Origin of the sequence: Streptomyces sp. NPDC093225, assembly GCF_044753805.1 — a bacterium.
Taxonomy (GTDB): Bacteria; Actinomycetota; Actinomycetes; order Streptomycetales; family Streptomycetaceae; genus Streptomyces.
Window position 1 is genome coordinate 24,672 of sequence record NZ_JBIVNX010000043.1, and the last position, 17,852, is coordinate 42,523.

A 17,852-nucleotide genomic window follows, 5' to 3' on the forward strand; every position below is an offset into this window, starting at 1 on the left:
GCCTGGGGGCGCCCCAGCGGTGGCTGGGGGTCTACGGTGCAGCCTTGCGGACACTCTCACTTCGCATCCAACCATGCCCACTCGGACGGCCGCTCATTACCCATGGGTTACCCCCCGGGATAGGCGGTGACTCCGGCCCCCGCAGCGGCCCCCGAGGGCCGCCCGCCGCCGCGCTGGAGGACCCGGGCGAGGCACTCCACGACCCGTGGCTCGTACTCGTGGCCGGTACCCAGCCGCAGCTGCTCCAATGCCGCCAGCGAGCCACCGGGGTGCCGGGCCCCGCCGACCAGGTCGTCGTACGCGTTGACGGCCCGGACGATCCGGGCGGCCACGGGCTGCTCCCGATACGGGTCCGCCTGCCGCTCCACCACGACGGCCACCTCCGCGGGCACCCCCGTCTGCCGGGCCACCTCGCCGCCCAGCCGGGCGATCCGCTGCCGCTCGGGCGCGGGGAGCGGGGCGGTGGCGCCGCTGGGTACCGGGTCGACGAGGGAGAGCTGGCCGATGTCGTGCATGAGGGCCGCGTACTCCAGCACGGTCAGGTCCCGCTCGGTCAGGCCCAGCTCGCGGCCGACGGCGCAGCTGAGGGCGGCCACCCGGCGGGCGTGCCCCTGCCGCGTGTAGCCGGCGATCTCGGTGGCCCGGGCGAGGGAGGTGATGGTCTGCCGGTACGTGGTGCGGACGCCCCAGATGCGGCGGAAGGACAGCTGGGTCAGCAGCAGGGGCACGCTGAACACCGGCAGGGCCCACGGGCCGACCACCGCCGTGCCGAGGGCCATCACCACCCCGCTGGCGCAGATCGCCGAGCCGATGCCGCGCAGGGCGCCCAGCTCGTCGCGCAGCAGGGGCCCGTACGGCCAGCCGGTCCGGGCCGCGGCCAGGGCGGCGGCGAGCACCGCGTCGCACAGGGCGGTGAGCCCGAGCAGCGCGACCAGGTAGCCGACGAGGTACGGGCTCTGGCCGAGCCACCGGTCCAGGCGGCCGGAGTTGTAGAGGGGCTGGAAGCAGACGGCGGCGAAGGCCACGGTGAGCACGCGCCGTGCCACGTGGTCGAGGGCGGGCGCCCGGCCCGTCGCCACGTGCGGGACCACGCCGACGAGGGCCGCGGCCACCACGACGGCGACGATCTGGAGCACGCCGTGGTGGGTGGGGCGGCCGGCGTTCTGGCCGAGCAGGGCGTAGGCGAGCGCTCCCGCGGAGCCGAGCGGGGCGGGCTGGCGGCCCCCCGCCAGGGCGTGGCCGGCGGCCTCGGGGGCCTCCCTGCGGGCCAGCTCGCCGACGGTGATCAGGACGCCGAAGGCGAGGGCGGTGGCGGGTTCGACGACCCCGTGCCAGAGCGTCCAGCCGAGGGCGAGTGCGGTGAGGGCGGCGGCCGACCCGCGGACCAGGGCCACCGCCGCCGTCCCGCCGCGACAGGGCCCGGGGGCGTCGCCGCCGGGCACCGCGGCCGTCACCGGCCCTCTCCGGGCCGCCGCGGGGCGCCCGCGGCCCGCGCCCCGGCGCCGCTGCCGCCCTGGCCGGGCACCAGCCCGCCGGGCGTGGTGGCGGTACCGGGCCCGGGCACCGGCCCGTCCGCCGCGACCGGCTCCTCCGCCGCCCGCGGACCGTCCCCGGCCCGCGGACCGTCCCCCGACCGCGGACCGTCCGCCGCCCTCGGTGCGGCCACCGACACGGTGTCCTCGTCCGAGGTGACCGCGGGGTTCCACCCCTCCCGCTCGACCGCCCGCACCAGGGCGCCCACCATCACCGGGTCGAAGTGCGCCCCCGCGCACCGCCGCAGCTCCGCCACGGCCGTCGCCACGGGCCGGGCCCGGCTGTAGCAGCGGGTGGAGGTCATCGCGTCGAAGGCGTCGGCCACCGCCACCACCCGGGCCAGCTCCGGGATCTGGTCCCCGGTCAGCCCGTAGGGGTAGCCGGAGCCGTCCACCCGCTCGTGGTGGTGCAGGATCGCCGCCCGGGCCTCGCCGAGGAATCCGATGCCGCGCACCATCTCGTGCCCGTACTCGGGGTGCAGCTCGATCACGCGGCGCTCGTCGGGGGTCAGCGGCCCGTCCTTGCGCAGCAGCCGGGTCGGCACCCCGAGCTTGCCGACGTCGTGCAGGATCCCGGCGAACCGGACCACCTCCAGCCGCTCCTCCGGCATGCCCAGTTCGCGGGCGATCATCGCGGAGGCCTGGCCGACGCGCTCGCTGTGGCCGCGGGTGTAGCGGTCCTTGATGTCCACGGCCTGGACGAGGGCGCGGATGGTGGCCTGGTGGGCGGCCCGCTCCTGCTGGTACTGGGCGAACACCCAGCAGGAGATGTACATGGGCAGCAGGACGAGCAGGGCGGCCGGCGCCCCGTAGGGGCTGTGCCACAGCACGGCCATCATCAGCCCGGCCAGCCCGTGCACCCAGAAGGGCACGAGGGCCCGGAACACCAGCCCGCGCCAGGCGGCCCGGACCGGCCGCCGCTCGGCCGCGGCCAGGACCAGACCGTCGAGGGCGGTGAGCACGAGGCAGAAGGCGGCCGCCGCGACGGCGGCGGGCAGCAGCACGTACGGGAAGTGCGGCCCCTGGCCGGGGTCGGCTCCGCCGAGCGCCGCCGGCCCGCGCAGGACGGCGTACGTGTGCCCGGCGGCCCAGGCGGCCAGCGCCTGCTGGGCCGCGTGCCACCCGCGCCGGACCCCGGCGGGGCGCTGCTCGACGCGCCCGGCGAGCGCGCCGGGGACCGCGACGAGCGCGGCGGCGGCCGGGGGCAGCAGGAAGACGGCGGCCAGGACGACGGGGAGGAAGGCGCCCAGGCCCTGGGGGACGCGGGCGTCGAAGGTCCGGCAGGCGCGGACCAGTTCCACGCAGAGGTAGAGGGTGGCGAGGACCGCGACGGCCGGCCAGGGGGTGCCGGCGGCGGTCAGTGCGGGGGCGGCGCAGAGGGCCGCGCCGAACAGGGCGCACAGAATGAGGACGCGCGCCCCCGGCGGAAGTGCCCGCATGGCGCTCTCCTCCCCGTGCACCCGGGATAAACCCGGTACGAATCGGTGCGGCGGCACCGATTGGGGAGAATAGGTGGGGCCCGGTCGCTGCCGGGCCCCATTTTCGTATTGCGCCGTCCGGGTAGCCCCGGATTAGCACCTTCGGGTGAACGAAGTGATGCGTTCGGGGCGGCCGTTCGGGTGAATCGGCGGAACTCAGCCGGTGGCGGGCGGAGCGCTGACGTCCTGCTCGGGGACGGCCTGGCCGGAGCGGATCAGCTCGATCCTGCCCATCACCTTCTGGCGCAGGTCGGTCGGGACGTCGTCCGACCCGCAGCAGCGCTTCACCAGCTTCTTCACGGCCTGTTCGAGCCCGTACTTCTCGAGGCAGGGGTTGCACTCCCCGAAGTGGGTTTCGAACTTCGTGCAGTCGCTGTCCGGCATCTCGTGGTCGAGGAACTCATATAGGTGGTCCAGGACCTCAGAGCAGTCCGTCTCGTGCGGCTCTCCGCAGCTCATGAGCCCGAGCCTTTCCGATCGTTCGACTCTCCGGCGCCAGCCGGGACCAGCCCGCGCTCACGGGCGTAGTCCTCGAGCATTCCACGGAGTTGGCGGCGGCCACGGTGCAGTCGCGACATGACCGTACCGATGGGTGTACCCATGATGTCCGCGATCTCCTTGTACGCAAAGCCCTCGACGTCGGCCAGATAGACGGCGATGCGGAACTCCTCGGGAATGGCCTGGAGCGCTTCCTTGACATCAGAATCGGGCAGGTGGTCGAGCGCCTGCGATTCGGCGGAGCGCAGACCGGTCGACATGTGCGACTCGGCCCGGGCCAGCTGCCAGTCCTCGATCTCCTCCGCCGCGCTGCGCTGCGGCTCCCGCTGCTTCTTGCGGTAGGAGTTGATGAAGGTGTTGGTCAGGATGCGGTACAGCCACGCCTTCAGGTTGGTGCCCTCGCGGAACTGGTGGAAGGACGCGTACGCCTTCGCGTACGTCTCCTGCACGAGGTCCTCGGCGTCGGCCGGATTGCGCGTCATGCGCAGCGCGGCCGAGTACATCTGGTCGAGGTAACCGAGGGCGTCCCGCTCGAAGCGCGCGTTGCGCTCGGCGGTCGTCTCCTCCACGTGGCCGTCGTCGGTCCCAGAGACAGGACCCACCTCCTCCAACACCGGGGCGAGGCCGTGGGCGGACCCGCTCGAATCGGAGAATAGTCGACCATCCTGGCCGTCCGCCGCCCGAGCAGGGGCGCGCCTGGGCCCCGGCAGCACCGTCCACTCCAGGTCGGCGGCCTGCGGACGGTTCGGGCAAATGGTCGAACCCATGCGGTCCCTCTCCTCTGGCGTGCGTGCGTACGTTTACCGACGTCTGGCACAACAGAGGGGCCGGGCGGCGCATTCCCGGGCCGGCGGGCGCGGGCGGGTGTCCGTCGCCACATCCCCGACGGGAATGGAACCGCGGCCTCCGCAATCAGCCGGGCAGCTTCTCCAGCCAGTCCCCGACGGCCCCCGTGATGAGCTCCAGGGCCTCGTCCTGGCCGATGTCCGCCCTCTTGGGCACGGCGAACCCGTGGTCCCCAAAAGGTACCTCGACCAGGGAGAACCCGCCTTCCGGGAACTCCTCGGGCCGGCCGAAGGAGTCCCGGCCGCCCTGCACGACGAGGGTGGGCAGACCCGCCTCGGTCAGCTCCTCGGCCCGGGACTTCTCCGGCTTGCCGGGCGGGTGCAGGGGGAAGGCCAGCGCGAGCACGGCCAGCGCTCCGAGCTCCCGGCCGGTGCGGCAGGCCACCCGGGCCCCGGCGCTGCGGCCGCCCGCGACCACGGGGAGGCCGGGCGCGGCCAGGGCGGGCCACAGCCCCCGCCAGCCCTGGTCGAGGACCTTGGGCGCGGACGCGACCTTCTTTCCGGCGATCCTCCAGGGCTGCTCGACCAGCGCCACGGTCACCCCGCGACCGGGCAGGGCCGCGGCGAGGGCCTGGAGGTCGCGGGCTTCGATGCCGCCGCCGGCGCCGTGGCCCACGGCCAGCACGAGGCGGGCGTCCGGGGCGGTGTGCCAGGTGATCCGGGCCTCGCCCGCGGGCGTCTCGACGGATTGCGTGCGGGTGCGCGTCATGGCGCCATCCTGCCCCGTCACCACAGGGTGCCGAGCTCAGGCGCGTCGAGCTCGGTCATCAGCTCGGGGCCGTTGTTGCGCACGTTCGACACGGCCGTCGGCACCGGGTAGGCCCGCATGAGCCCCTCGGGCGGCGGGGCGAGCAGTCCGCGCAGCCGGTCGGTGTCGGTGTGGCGGGGGTCCAGCCAGGCGTCCCAGCGGTCGGGGGTGAGCATGAGGGGCATCCGGGGGTGGATCTCGGCCAGGGACCGCGGGCCCTCGGCCGGGGCGACGCCCAGCGGGGCGGCTTCGGCGTCGGTGGTGATCACCGAGCAGGTCACCCACCAGGCCCGGGGGTGCTCGTCGGGCAGCGTGCGGTCCCGCCAGAACTCGTATATGCCGGCCATCGCGAAGACCGAGCCGTCGGCGGGGAGCACGAAGTACGGCTGCTTGCGGGGCCGCTTCCGCTTCCCCTCCACCTCCAGCTCGCGCTCGTCGCCGCCGGTGACCCACTCGTAGTAGCCGTCGGCGGGGATGATGCAGCGGCGCTGCGCGAAGGGCCTGCGGAAGGACGGCTTCTCGTGGAGCGACTCGGCCCGCGCGTTGATCATCCGGGCGGCGCCGTCGGGGTTCTTGGCCCAGGACGGGACCAGGCCCCACCGCAGGACGCGGAGCTGGCGAACCGGGCGCGGGTCCCGTGCGTCTTTCAGGGGGCGGTCGAGGACGACGTACACCTGCTTGGTGGGCGCCACGTTGTAGTCGGGTGCCAGCGCCTCCGTGGGCTCCCACTTCTCGATCCCGAAGCGTTCCACCAGCTCTTCGGGCCCACGACTCGATGCATACCGTCCGCACATGCCTGCAACACTGCCACGGCACGCGAGACCTACCGCAAGGAGACGGCCACATCATGGACAGCAGCGCACTGGGCGGGCTCTGGGACCGGGTGACGGGACTGCAGGCCGCGCCCGAGCCGTGGCTGGTCGTCGCCACGGGCCTGGTCGCGCTGGCCGCGGTGGCACCGCGGCCGGCCTGGCGGATATCCCGCAACGCGATCACCATCGCGCACGAGGGCGGGCACGGCCTGGTCGCGGTGCTCACCGGCCGCCGCCTGGACGGCATCCGGCTGCACTCCGACACCAGCGGACTGACCGTCAGCCGCGGCCGCCCGACCGGCCCGGGCATGATCCTGACCGCCGCCGCCGGCTACACCGCCCCGTCCCTGCTCGGCCTGGGCGGGGCCGCGCTGCTGGGGGCGCACCGCGTGACGCTACTGCTGTGGGCGGCTACCGCGCTGCTGCTCCTGATGCTGGTGATGATCCGCAATGCGTACGGGGTGCTGACCACCGTCCTCACCGGGGGCGCGTTCCTGCTGGTGTCGTGGCTGGCACCGACCGAGGTGCAGGCGCTGTTCGCGTACGGGGTGGTGTGGTTCCTGCTGCTGGGCGGGGTGCGGCCGGTGTTCGAGCTGCAGCGCAAGCGGCGGCACGGCGGTGCGCCCGACTCGGACGCCGACCAGCTCGCCCGGCTGACCCACGTCCACCCGGCGATGTGGCTGTTCCTCTTCCACGCGGTCTCGTTGTGCTCCCTGATCGGCGGCGGGCGCTGGCTGCTGGCCCCGCTGATCGAGGGCTAGGCTCGTCCTGTCGATCATGTGGGGGGTCCGCCCGGGGCGGGGTCTTCCGACCCCTGAGACGGGCCCGGTTCCGGGCAGGGGGGCAGGGTCCCGAGCATCTAGAGTGAGGGCATGACCCAGACCCCCGCGCTTCCCGCCCTCTGGCCCGCCCCGCTCGCCGACGGGCCCGTTCGTGCCACCGTGACGGTGCCGGGGTCCAAATCGGTCACCAACCGCGCCCTCGTGCTGGCCGCGCTGGCGGCGGAGCCGGGCTGGGTGCGCCGACCGCTGCGCTCGCGCGACTCGCAGCTGATGTCGGACGCGCTGCGCGCCCTGGGCGTGGGCATCGAGGAGACCGTCTCCTCCAGCTCGGGCGGCGCCGGGGACACCGGCGAGGCCTGGCGGATCATCCCGGCCGGCCTGCACGGGCCGGCCACCGTGGACGTCGGCAACGCGGGCACCGTCATGCGCTTCCTGCCTCCGGTCGCGGCCCTGGCGGACGGCCCGGTCCGGTTCGACGGCGACCCGCGCTCGTACGAGCGCCCGCTCGGCCAGGTCATCACGGCACTGCGCGCGCTGGGCGCCCGGATCGACGACGGCGGTCGCGGCGCGCTGCCGCTGACCGTGCACGGCGGCGGCGCCCTGGAAGGCGGCACCGTCGAGATCGACGCCTCCTCGTCCTCCCAGTTCGTCTCCGCCCTGCTGCTGTCGGCCCCGCGCTTCAACCAGGGCGTGGAGGTGCGGCACGTGGGCGACACGCTGCCGTCGCTGCCGCACATCCGCATGACCGTGGAGATGCTGCGCGCGGCCGGCGCCCAGGTCGACACCCCCGAGGCGGGCGGCGAGAAGAACGTGTGGCGGGTCTCGCCGAGCGCCCTGCTCGGCCGCGACCTGGTGGTGGAGCCGGACCTGTCGAACGCGCAGCCGTTCCTGGCGGCCGCCCTGATCACCGGCGGTACGGTCACCGTCCGCGACTGGCCGCGCCGCACCACCCAGCCGGGTGACGAGCTGCGCCGCATCTTCACGGAGATGGGCGGTTCGTGCGAGCTCACGGACGAGGGCCTGGTCTTCACCGGCTCCGGCCGGATCCACGGCATCGACGTGGACCTCGGCGAGGTGGGCGAACTGACCCCGGGCATCGCGGCGGTGGCCGCCCTGGCCGACTCCCCGTCGACCCTGCGGGGCGTCGCGCACCTGCGGCTGCACGAGACGGACCGGCTGGCGGCCCTGACCAAGGAGATCAACGAGCTGGGCGGCGACGTCACCGAGACCGCCGACGGCCTGCACATCCGCCCGCGCGCGCTGCACGGCGGGGTGTTCCACACCTACGACGACCACCGGATGGCCACCGCCGGCGCGATCATCGGCCTGGCCGTGCCGGGGGTGGAGATCGAGAACGTGGCGACGACGGCGAAGACGCTGCCCGACTTCCCGAAGATGTGGACCGGCATGCTCGCGGGCTCGGAGGCCTGAGCGATGCGCCGGTACGGCAAGCACACCGACGAGGACGACATCCGGTCCCGCCCCAACCCGAAGGGCAACCGGCCCCGGACCAACATCCGGCCCAAGCACGAGGACGCGGCCGACGGCTTCGTCCTGACCGTGGACCGCGGCCGGCTCACCTGCCTGGTCGAGGACCGCCAGGTGCTGGCCATGAAGGCCCGCGAGCTGGGCCGCAAGGCCGCGGTCGTGGGCGACACCGTCTCCCTCGTCGGGGACCTGTCCGGCAAGAAGGACACGCTGGCCCGCATCGTGCGGATCGGCGAGCGGAAGTCCGTGCTGCGGCGTACCGCCGACGACGACGACCCGTACGAGCGCGTGGTGGTCGCCAACGCCGACCAGCTGGCGATCGTGACGGCCCTGGCCGACCCGGAGCCCCGGCCCCGGATGATCGACCGCTGCCTGGTGGCCGCGTACGACGCCGGCCTGGAGCCGTTGCTGGTCCTGACGAAGTCGGACCTGGCGCCGCCGGAGAAGATCCTCGACACCTACGCCACGCTGGGCCTGGCCCACGTGGTGGTCAACCGGGACGAGCTCGAGACCGGGGACGCCGCCGACCGGGTCCGCGAGCTCCTGACGGACCGGGTCACCGCGTTCGTCGGCCACTCCGGCGTCGGCAAGACCACGCTGGTCAACGCCCTGGTCGCCAAGGGCCGCCAGCGGGCCACCGGGCACGTCAACAAGGTGACCGGGCGCGGCCGGCACACCACCACCTCGGCGCTGGCGCTGCCGCTGCCGGACGGCGACGGCTGGGTCATCGACACCCCGGGCGTGCGCTCCTTCGGCCTGCACCACGTCGACCCGGCCCGCGTGATCCTGGCCTTCCCCGACCTGATGGGCGGTACGGAGGGCTGCCCGCGCGCGTGCAGCCACGACGAGCCGGACTGCGCGCTGGACCAGTGGGTCGCCGAGGGCCATGCGGACCCGGCGCGGCTGTACTCGCTGCGGCGGCTGCTGGCCACGCGGGAGCGCCGCGAGGGCGACTGACCGGCCCCTTCCGTGACGCCTCGGGGTTTGGCGGGCGGGAGGTCTGGTAAATGCATAATCGCACCAAGTGAGACGAAGCAGTCACCGAGTGTGCGGGGAGGCAGGTGCGTCATGGCGTGGCTGCTGGTCGTGGTCGCGGGGATCCTGGAAACCGGCTTCGCCGTCTGCCTGAAGCTCTCGCACGGCTTCACCCGGCTGTGGCCGACGATCGCGTTCGCGAGCTTCGCCCTGGGCAGCTTCGGTCTGCTGACCCTGGCCCTGAAGAAGCTCGACGTCGGGCCGGCGTACGCGGTGTGGACCGGGATCGGCGCGGCCGGCACCGCCATCTACGGCATGGTCTTCCTCGGTGACCTGGTCTCCACCCTGAAGATCGTCTCGATCACGCTGGTGATCGTCGGGGTCATCGGTCTCCAGCTCTCCGGCTCCGCCCACTGAACCGCCGCGGGTCCGGGACGCGCCGGCCGAGCGGGCCCGGCCGGTCGGGCGCGGGGGCGGACGGGCCGGGCGGCAGCCCGAGCAGCTCGCGCAGGGCCTCGCCGCCCTCCTCGGCGGGGGCGATCACGTAGGAGAGCGCGAGGCGCACGGCCAGTTCGCTGCGGCGCCGGGCGGCCTCCCCTGGTTCGAGGGCGGCCGCGGTGCGGTCCCGTACCGCACGGGCCAGCTCGGCGGGGCCGGGCACGCCCGCGTCGGCCCTGCGCTGGGCCGGTACGGCTGAGGACGGCCGGTCCGGGTGGGGCCGCGGGGCGGGCAGGGCCGGGTCCCAGCAGCCGGTCAGCAGGGCCCGTAACAGCGGGTGCGCGCGGGCCGCCCGTACGGTCCACTCGGCGACCGCCGCCAGTCGCTCGCGTCCGCCGGAGGCCGCGTGCAGCGCCCGGTCGACCCCGTCGAGGTACCAGTCGGTCTCGCGCCGCAGGAGGGCGCGGGCCAGGCCCTCCTTGCCCCCGAACTCGTTGTAGAGGGTCTGCCGCGAGACGCCCGCGGCGGCGGCCACCTCGACCATGCGCACGGTGGGCCAGGGCCGTATCGCGAGGGCCGCTCCGGCGGCGTCCAGCAGGGCTTCCCGAGCCGTCGGCATCTTCGCCTCCCCTCCCCCGACGCGGCCGGGGGACGCCTTCCCGGTCAGCGTTGACGGGCCCGGCGGAGGTGTCAAGGGGGTGCGCGGCGCGACCCGCCGGGGCGCGTGCCCGTCCGCATCGTGGGCCGATACTGTTTCGGCCATGCCCGCTTATGACGATGATCTGCGCCTTGCCCACCGCCTCGCGGACGCCGCCGACGAGGTCACGATGGCCCGCTTCCGGGCCCTGGACCTGAAGGTGGAGACCAAGCCGGACATGACTCCGGTGAGCGAGGCCGACACCGCCACGGAGAGCGAGGTCCGGCGGCTGATCGAGGAGGCCCGGCCGGCCGACGCGATCCTCGGCGAGGAGTACGGGCTGGTCGGCGAGGGCCCCCGGCGCTGGGTGGTGGACCCGATCGACGGGACCAAGAACTACGTGCGGGGCGTCCCGGTGTGGGCCACGCTGATCTCCCTCATGGAGGAGGACGCGACCGGCGGGTTCCGCCCCGTGGTCGGCGTGGTCTCGGCGCCGGCGCTGGGGCGCCGCTGGTGGGCGGCCGAGGGCGCGGGGGCGTTCACGGGCGGGGCGCTGGGCGAGGAGGGCCGGATCGGGGTCTCGAAGGTGGCCTCGCTGGGCGACGCCTCGTTCGCGTACTCCTCGCTGACCGGCTGGGAGGAGCGGGACCGGCTGCCGGGCTTCCTGGAGCTGACCCGGGCCTGCTGGCGCACGCGCGGGTACGGGGACTTCTGGCCGTACATGATGGTCGCCGAGGGCTCGCTGGACCTGTGTGCGGAGCCGGAGCTGAACCTGTGGGACATGGCCGCCATCGCGGTCGTGGTGCAGGAGGCCGGCGGCCGCTTCACCAGCATCGACGGGGTCGACGGGGTGCACGGCGGCAACGCCGCGGCGTCCAACGGCCTGCTCCACGACCAGATGCTGGGGTACCTGCGCCCCCGCGGCTGACGCGTGCGTCCCCGTGCGCCGCGCGGTACGCCGCGTGCGGTAACGACCGCGTGCGCCCTCTTGATGACCCTCAGTGGTCGTGGGAGTCTGAGAATCCTCCGCTTGTGCGCTTGTGAATCCCTTCTCTAAGCGCTCCGCCCGAGCGGAGGATCTCACCCCCAGGAGGTGGCTGACTCCATGCTCGTCCGCGACGCCATGAGCACCCTGATCCTCACCCTCGGACCCGCCCACACCCTCCGACAGGCCGCTTGCCTCATGTCCGGCCGCCGGGTCGGCGCGGCGGTCGTCCTCGACCCCGAGACCAGCGGCATCGGCATCCTCACCGAGCGCGACATCCTCAACTCCGTGGGCGCGGGACACGACCCCGACCGCGAACTCGTCTCCGCCCACACCACCAACAACGTCGTGTTCTGCACGCCGGAGGCCACCCTGCAGGAGGCCGCGGAAGCCATGGCGCACGGAGGCTTCCGGCACCTGATCGTGCTGGCCGACGGCGGGCCGGTGGGCATCGTCTCCGTCCGCGACGTCATCCGCTGCTGGGTCCCGGCCCGGCGGACCGTGGCGGCCTGACGCCGCACGCACCGGGCGGCGGGCCGGGGCCCTGGGGTAGGGTTCCGGCCCACCGTCGCGTTTCGGCCCACCCTGGATGCCATCCAAGTCGAGGCTCCATCCAATTCCGTAACCGTTCGGGATCTACACCGGGTCACCCTCGCTGTTAGGCTGGTGTTCATGAGTGACCTGCTGGAACGGCTCCGCGGACGCGGCTGGCGCATGACCGCGCAGCGGCGCGTCGTGGCCGAGGTGCTCGACGGTGACCACGTGCACCTGACGGCCGACGAAGTACACGCCCGCGCCGTGGAGAGGCTCCCCGAGATCTCCCGCGCCACGGTCTACAACACCCTGGGCGAGCTGGTCTCCCTCGGCGAGATCCTGGAGGTCTCGACCGACCGCCGGGCCAAGCGGTACGACCCGAACGCGCACCGGCCGCACCAGCACCTGGTCTGCGCCGGCTGCGGCGCGATCCGCGACGTGCACCCGGCGGGCAACCCGCTGGCCGACCTCCCCGACTCGGAGCGCTTCGGCTTCGTCGTCTCGGACGTCGAGGTCACGTACCGGGGCCTGTGCCCGAACTGCCGGTAGGAGCCTGGACCGCGGGGCCTCCGGGCCCCGCTCCCTCCGCCACCCTCCGGCGAACACGACGGACAACACGAACAACACGACGAAGGCCCGGATCCTTGAGGATCCGGGCCTTCGTCTTCAGTAGCGGGGACAGGATTTGAACCTGCGACCTCTGGGTTATGAGCCCAGCGAGCTACCGAGCTGCTCCACCCCGCGTCGGTGAACCCCACACTACGTCACGGTTCACGCCGGGGGCAAATCCATTACATGGCGCCCCCGGACGCGGCGCGGGTCGGGCGGGGGTCCGGCGCGGACGGCCTACGCGCTGACCTCCGCCGCCAGCGCCTCCCGCAGCTTCCCGGCCCGCTCCGCCACCGACTCGGGCCCCAGCTCCATGGCCCGGGCGCACCACTTCTGCCCCTCGGTGAGGTCCCCGTGCCGCGCCGCCAGCAGCGCGAGCCGCAGCGCGGCCCGGCCGTGCCCGGCCACGGCGGCCCGGGTCCACCACAGCGCGGCCTCCGGCTCGCTGCCCTCCCGGGCCAGCAGCAGCCCGAGGTTGAAGGCTCCGTTGCGGGAGCCCGCCTCGGCGGCCTCCCGGTACCAGCGGGCGGCCTTGCCCAGCTCCCCGCGGGTGGCCGCGAGCATGCCCACGCGCACCTGGGCCCTGCGGTGCCCCTGCTCGGCGGCCCGCTCGTACCACTCCTCGCTCTCGGTCCGCTCGACCCGCTCCCCGAGGCCCACGGGCCCGGGAGGGGGCTGGAGGGACTCCAGCAGGGAGGCCAGCCGGAAGGCCGCCTCGGCGCTGCCGCCGCCCGCCGCGCACCGCAGGTGGCGCTCGGCGGCGCGCTCCTCGCCGTCGCGCACCAGGGCGATGCCGACCTGGAGCGCCGCGTCGGTGTGGCCGGCGGCGGCGGCCCGCTCGTACCACTTCAGGGCGGAGTGGTCCTCGTCGCGGCTGGCGAAGAGGATGCCCAGGTTGAACGCGGCGTCGACGCTGCCCGCCTCGGCGGCCTTGGAGAACCAGGGCTCGGCGCCCGCGGCGTCGCCGGCCTGGAGCAGCAGGATCGCGAGCGCGTTGGCGGCCTCGCGGTGGCCCGCGTAGGCGGCGCGCCGGTACCACTGCTCGGCCTGCGGGACCCGGTCCTGGGCGGCGCAGAGCAGCCCGAGGTTGTACGCGCCGTTGTGGTCGCCCGCGTCCATGGCGGCGCGGTACCAGCGCTCGGCGGTCTCGGTCTCGCCGCGGGCGGCGTGCAGGGCGCCCAGGGCGTTGGCCGCGTTGCCGTCGCCGTCCTCGGCGGCCCGCAGCCACCAGGTGGCCGCGCCTTCCTCGTCGCCGGCGTCGCGCAGCAGGAAGCCCAGCGCGCAGGCGGCCCGGGCCTCGCCCTGCTTGGCCGCGGACAGGTACCAGCGCCCGGCCTCCTTGAGCTCGCCGCGGGCCTCCAGGAGGGAGCCCAGGTGGAGGGCGGCCCGGCGGTGGCCGCGGGCGGCGGACTGCCGGAACCACTGCTCGGCCTCGGTGGGGCGCTTGGCGCGCAGCCGTCGGGCCAGGCGGTACGCGGCTTCGCGGTGGCCCTGCTCGGCGGCGGCCCGCAGCCAGCGCTCGGCGCCCGCGTCGCCCCGGTGCTCCAGGAGGTCGGCGAGCGCGTACGCGCCGAGGGCGTGGCCGGACTCCGCGGCCTGGCGCAGCCAGTACTCGGCGGCGGGCTCGTCGCCGCGCTCGCGGTAGTGGCGGCCGAGGGCGTGCGCGGCGGGGGACGAGCCCGCGACGGCGGCGACCCGCCACCAGCCGGCCGCCTCCTCGGGGTAGCCGCGCTGGAGGAGCAGGACGCCGAGGTTGTTTGCGGCGGCGCGGTCGCCTTCGCCGGTGGCCGCGCGCAGGAAGCGCTCGGCGCCGGCGAGGTCGCCGCGGCGCAGGAGGAGGGCGCCGAGCACGCTCATGGCGCCCGGGTCGCCGGACTCGGCGGCGGGGCGGTACCGGGCCTCCAACTCGGCGTCGGACACGGCCTCGTCCGTGACGGCCTCGTTGACGGCGTCGGCCAGTGCGGCCTCGGCCGCGGCGCCGGTCGGTGCGCCGTCGGCCGGTCGCGCGTCAGGCCCCTGGCCCGCCACGTCCACCGCCTTCACTTCGTCGGAATCCGCCCGCACAAACCGCCCTGTCTCCAGCAGAGTTGACCTGTCCCCCATAAATCCCATCGTCGCATCACCTGCTACCCGCGTACACCGGGAACGTCGCAGCCAGTGAGGTCCCTACAGCGTTTTGTCGACATGCCCACAGAGAGACAAGTCAAACACGACCATGCCCCAACTCACCCCACACGGGGGACAGATCGCGGATACGGCATATGACGGGTGCCGAACCGTGACAAAGCGATACCGGGACGGTGGCAGAAGAGACCGTACGACGACGGTCTGACAGCGGACCGGGGACGGCACGACGAAGGCCCGGATCCTTCAGGATCCGGGCCTTCGTCTTCAGTAGCGGGGACAGGATTTGAACCTGCGACCTCTGGGTTATGAGCCCAGCGAGCTACCGAGCTGCTCCACCCCGCGTCGGTGAAACCACAGTATCACGACGCGGGGCGGGGTCCCGACCGGTTATCCGCCCGGGGGCGGGGTGGCCCCGGCCGAGACCGAGGCGTTCGGCGTGGGCTGCCCGGTCTTCGCCTCGGCGGCCTGCGCCCGCTCCAGGGCCGCCTTCAGCTCGTCCTGGGCCTTGCCGTACGCCGCCCAGTCGCCGGCCTTCAGGGCCTTGTCGGCGTCCTCCATGGCCTTCGCCGCGTCGGCCAGCGCCTGCTTGACCGTCGCGTTCTGCGTGGGCGGCTTGGTGGTGGTGCCCGGCGGGTTGTTGCCCGTGGTCGGCGCCTCCGCCCCGAAGACCACGTTCAGCGCCTTCTCCAGGGTGTTCTCGAAGGCCGTCTCGTCGCCGTAGGTCACCAGGACCTTCTTCAGCAGCGGGTACTTGAGGCCGCCGCCGCGCACGTACACCGGCTCGACGTAGAGCATGCCGCCGCTGAGCGGGACCGTGAGCAGGTTGCCGTACTCCACCTGCGAGTCGCCCCGGCTCAGGATGTTGATCTCCTGGGCGATGTCCGGCTTGGAGTTGAACTTGGCCTGCACCAGCTTGGGTCCGTCGACCGGATTGGCCGTGGGCAGCTTCAGGACCCTGATCTTGCCGTAGTCCTCGGTGCCCGGGTCGGCGTTGACCGCCATGAAGGCGCTCAGGTTGTCGCGCCCGTTGGGCGTGAACGTGGTGGTGAGCGAGAAGACCTGGCTCTGCTGGCCCGGCATCTTCATCGACAGGTAGTACGGCGGGACCGCCGTGTCCTTGGTGGTCGGGTCCTTCGGGACCGACCACACCTCGCTGCCGCTGAGGAAGGTCTGCGGGTCCTTCACGTGGTACCGGGTGAGCAGCTCGCGCTGGACCTTGAACAGGTCCTGCGGGTAGCGCAGGTGGTCCAGCAGGGCCCTGGGGATCTCGCCCTTCGCCTTCACCGTGTCGGGGAAGGCCTTCATCCACGTCTTGAGGACCGGGTCCTGGGTGTCCCACTGGTAGAGCCGGACGGTGCCGTCGTACGCGTCGACCGTGGCCTTGACGGAGTTGCGGATGTAGTTGACCCGGTTCTCCTGCGCGACGACCGCGCGCCGGCTGTTGGTCAGCGAGTCCGTGGTGCTCTCGCCCAGGGTGGTGCGCGAGGCGTACGGGTAGCCGTTGGTCGTGGTGTAGGCGTCCACGATCCACTGGATGCGGTTGTCCACCACCGCCGGGTAGGCGGCGCCGTCGATAGTCAGCCACGGGGCGACCGCCTCGACGCGCTCCTTGGGCGTGCGGTGGTACAGGATCCGGGAGCCCTCGCCGATCGCGCCGGAGTAGAGGATCTGCGGCTCGCTGAAGGCCAGCGAGTACGCGGCCCGGTTGAAGGCGTTGTCGAGGTTGACCCCGCTCTTGCCCTCGTAGCGGGTCTCCTTCTCGCCCTTGTCGTCGGCGTAGTCGAGCTCCAGCTGCGGGCCGCCGACGATGGAGTACTGCTTGGTCTCCTCGCCGTAGTAGATCCGCTGCTCGTACGGGCCCAGCTGGCCCTTGGCCGGCAGGCCGGACTCGGTGAAGACCGGGGCGCCGTCGGAGGTGACCTCGGTGCCCTTGGCCGCCACCACGCCGAAGCCGTGCGTGTAGCGGAAGTGGTCGTTGATCCAGTTGTTCTTCGGGATGCCGCCGAGGTTCAGCTCGCGCAGACCGATGACGGTGTCCTGGGCCTTGTACCGGTCCACCGCCAGGGTGGACGGGAAGCCGTAGTAGCCCTTGTTCTGCTGGAGCTGCTGGAAGGCCGGCGAGACGATGTTCGGGTCGAGCAGACGGATGCTCGCCGTGGTGTTCGCCTCCTGGCGGAGCTTGTTCTTGTCCGTCGTGTTCGGCTGGCCCGAGTAGTCCGTGACGTCGGTGGTGTCGATCCCGTACGCCTCGCGGGTCGCCTGGATGTTCTTGTCGACGTACGGCGCTTCCTTGGCCTGCTCGTTCGGCTGGACCTGGAACTTCTGCACGATGGCCGGGTAGAGGCCGCCGATCAGGATCGCGGAGAGCACCATCAGGCCGAAGCCGATCACCGGCAGCTGCCAGGTGCGCCGCCACAGCGTCGCGAAGAACAGCGCGGCGCAGATCGCGGCGATGCAGAAGAGGATCGTCTTGGCCGGCAGGTAGGCGTTGGCGTCGACGTACCGCAGGCCCGTCCAGTTGTCGGCGGCCTTGAAGTCACTGGACTTCACCGCCAGGCCGTACCGGTCCAGCCAGTACGCGACGGCCTTGAGGGAGACGAAGACGCCGAGCAGCACCGACAGGTGCCCGGTGGCGGCCGCGGTGGCCCGCGCGCCCGGGCTGGTCAGGCGCAGTCCGCCGTAGAGGTAGTGCACGATCGCGGCGGCGATCAGCGACAGCACGACGGCCGCGAAGCCGAAGCCCAGCAGGAACCGGTACCAGGGCAGCTCGAAGGCGTAGAAGGAGACGTCCAGGCCGAACTGGGGGTCCTTCTTCCCGAAGGGCACGCCGTTGACGTACATGAGCCAGGTGCGCCACTGGCCGGCGGCCGAGGCGCCGGCGATCAGCCCGACGAGCGCGGCGATCGCGGCCAGCAGCCACTTCTTGTACGGGGCGACGCCCACCCGGTACCGGTCGAGGCTCTGCTGCTCCAGCGACATGGCGCTCAGCGGCGGCCGCAGCCGGTGGGCCAGCCAGATGTTGAACCCGACGGCCAGGGCCATGAGCAGCCCGAAGACGGAGAACAGCCCGACCTTCGTCCACAGGGTCGTGGTGAAGACCGACGAGTAGTGCACCGACCGGAACCAGAGCCAGTCCGTCCAGAACCCCGCGAACATCACGAACGCCATGGCCAGCACGGCCAGCACGCCCAGTGTCGTCAGCAGGGTCCGGGCGCGCCGGGAGGGGCGGCCGACTCTGATCCGTGGCCCCGAAGGGCCTCCGCCGCGGTCCGGCATCTGGAAAGCCAAGGTTCGCACCTCGAAGTCGCTGGTGTCTGTGGAGCGGGGCCCCCGATGGTAGGGGCCCACTCGTGCAACTTACTGA

16 protein-coding genes and 2 tRNA genes are annotated in these 17,852 nt (G+C 73.3%); 7 read left to right on the top strand and 11 right to left on the bottom strand.

The features are described from left to right. Window positions 1–107: 107 nt before the first annotated feature. The 6 genes from ACIQCH_RS29780 to ACIQCH_RS29805 form a co-directional block, all read right to left on the bottom strand. Complete coding sequence (locus tag ACIQCH_RS29780; RefSeq protein ID WP_402585937.1) at window positions 108–1,454, bottom strand: HD-GYP domain-containing protein; 1,347 nt, start codon at window positions 1,452–1,454, stop codon at window positions 108–110. Continuing rightward, a complete protein-coding gene (locus ACIQCH_RS29785) occupies window positions 1,451–2,971 on the bottom strand; it encodes an HD-GYP domain-containing protein (protein WP_402585938.1) in 1,521 nt (506 codons plus the stop codon). Before ACIQCH_RS29785 ends, ACIQCH_RS29780 begins: the two co-directional genes overlap by 4 nt. 195 nt (window positions 2,972–3,166) lie before the next feature. Then, window positions 3,167–3,469, bottom strand: a complete 303-nt coding sequence (rsrA, locus tag ACIQCH_RS29790) for a mycothiol system anti-sigma-R factor (RefSeq protein WP_030207267.1) — start codon at window positions 3,467–3,469, stop codon at window positions 3,167–3,169. After that, the gene (locus ACIQCH_RS29795) at window positions 3,466–4,110 is read right to left on the bottom strand and encodes a sigma-70 family RNA polymerase sigma factor (RefSeq protein WP_030207269.1); all 645 of its coding nucleotides are present in this window, start codon (window positions 4,108–4,110) and stop codon (window positions 3,466–3,468) included. The genes rsrA and ACIQCH_RS29795 overlap by 4 nt, the downstream gene beginning before the upstream one ends. A 310-nt stretch (window positions 4,111–4,420) precedes the next feature. Then, the gene (locus tag ACIQCH_RS29800) at window positions 4,421–5,062 is read right to left on the bottom strand and encodes an alpha/beta family hydrolase (RefSeq protein WP_402585940.1); all 642 of its coding nucleotides are present in this window, start codon (window positions 5,060–5,062) and stop codon (window positions 4,421–4,423) included. A 17-nt stretch (window positions 5,063–5,079) separates the two neighbouring features. Continuing rightward, complete coding sequence (locus ACIQCH_RS29805) at window positions 5,080–5,895, bottom strand: SOS response-associated peptidase (RefSeq protein WP_402585942.1); 816 nt, start codon at window positions 5,893–5,895, stop codon at window positions 5,080–5,082. 53 nt (window positions 5,896–5,948) lie between these two features. Between ACIQCH_RS29805 and ACIQCH_RS29810 the strand changes: the two genes are divergently transcribed. From ACIQCH_RS29810 to ACIQCH_RS29825, 4 genes are all read left to right on the top strand, one after another. Beyond that, complete coding sequence (locus ACIQCH_RS29810; protein WP_402585944.1) at window positions 5,949–6,674, top strand: M50 family metallopeptidase; 726 nt, start codon at window positions 5,949–5,951, stop codon at window positions 6,672–6,674. Between the two features lie 111 nt (window positions 6,675–6,785). Then, window positions 6,786–8,126 (top strand): 3-phosphoshikimate 1-carboxyvinyltransferase, encoded by a 1,341-nt coding sequence (aroA, locus tag ACIQCH_RS29815; RefSeq protein ID WP_402585946.1) that lies wholly within the window; start codon window positions 6,786–6,788, stop codon window positions 8,124–8,126. A 3-nt stretch (window positions 8,127–8,129) separates the two neighbouring features. After that, window positions 8,130–9,140, top strand: coding sequence for a ribosome small subunit-dependent GTPase A (gene rsgA, locus ACIQCH_RS29820; RefSeq protein WP_402585948.1), 1,011 nt, complete (start codon window positions 8,130–8,132; stop codon window positions 9,138–9,140). 111 nt (window positions 9,141–9,251) lie between these two features. Then, window positions 9,252–9,575, top strand: a complete 324-nt coding sequence (locus ACIQCH_RS29825) for a DMT family transporter (RefSeq protein ID WP_402585950.1) — start codon at window positions 9,252–9,254, stop codon at window positions 9,573–9,575. On the opposite strand, the gene ACIQCH_RS29830 is transcribed toward ACIQCH_RS29825, so the two are convergent. Then, window positions 9,541–10,215: a TetR/AcrR family transcriptional regulator gene (locus ACIQCH_RS29830; protein WP_402585952.1), complete on the bottom strand. Its 675-nt coding sequence runs from the start codon at window positions 10,213–10,215 to the stop codon at window positions 9,541–9,543. The genes ACIQCH_RS29825 and ACIQCH_RS29830 overlap by 35 nt on opposite strands. A gap of 142 nt (window positions 10,216–10,357) precedes the next feature. On the opposite strand from ACIQCH_RS29830, the gene hisN reads away from it, so the two are divergent. The 3 genes from hisN (at window position 10,358) to ACIQCH_RS29845 (ending at window position 12,301) form a co-directional block, all read left to right on the top strand. Continuing rightward, window positions 10,358–11,161 carry a histidinol-phosphatase gene (gene hisN, locus ACIQCH_RS29835; protein ID WP_402585953.1) on the top strand — a complete coding sequence of 268 codons (804 nt, stop codon included), beginning with the start codon at window positions 10,358–10,360 and terminating at the stop codon, window positions 11,159–11,161. A 177-nt stretch (window positions 11,162–11,338) separates the two neighbouring features. Further along, the gene (locus tag ACIQCH_RS29840) at window positions 11,339–11,731 is read left to right on the top strand and encodes a cyclic nucleotide-binding/CBS domain-containing protein (RefSeq protein WP_402585996.1); all 393 of its coding nucleotides are present in this window, start codon (window positions 11,339–11,341) and stop codon (window positions 11,729–11,731) included. Between the two features lie 159 nt (window positions 11,732–11,890). Then, window positions 11,891–12,301, top strand: a complete 411-nt coding sequence (locus ACIQCH_RS29845; protein ID WP_030207307.1) for a Fur family transcriptional regulator — start codon at window positions 11,891–11,893, stop codon at window positions 12,299–12,301. A 121-nt stretch (window positions 12,302–12,422) separates the two neighbouring features. Here ACIQCH_RS29845 and ACIQCH_RS29850 read toward each other — a convergent pair. The 4 genes from ACIQCH_RS29850 to ACIQCH_RS29865 form a co-directional block, all read right to left on the bottom strand. Next, window positions 12,423–12,496 (bottom strand) — tRNA-Met (locus tag ACIQCH_RS29850). A 102-nt stretch (window positions 12,497–12,598) separates the two neighbouring features. Beyond that, window positions 12,599–14,473 carry a tetratricopeptide repeat protein gene (locus tag ACIQCH_RS29855; protein WP_402585956.1) on the bottom strand — a complete coding sequence of 625 codons (1,875 nt, stop codon included), beginning with the start codon at window positions 14,471–14,473 and terminating at the stop codon, window positions 12,599–12,601. Between the two features lie 283 nt (window positions 14,474–14,756). Then, window positions 14,757–14,830: transfer RNA gene (locus tag ACIQCH_RS29860), tRNA-Met, on the bottom strand. A gap of 45 nt (window positions 14,831–14,875) precedes the next feature. Beyond that, entirely contained in the window at window positions 14,876–17,785 is a 2,910-nt protein-coding gene (locus ACIQCH_RS29865) for a UPF0182 family protein (protein WP_402585958.1), read from the bottom strand. Window positions 17,786–17,852 lie beyond the last annotated feature (67 nt).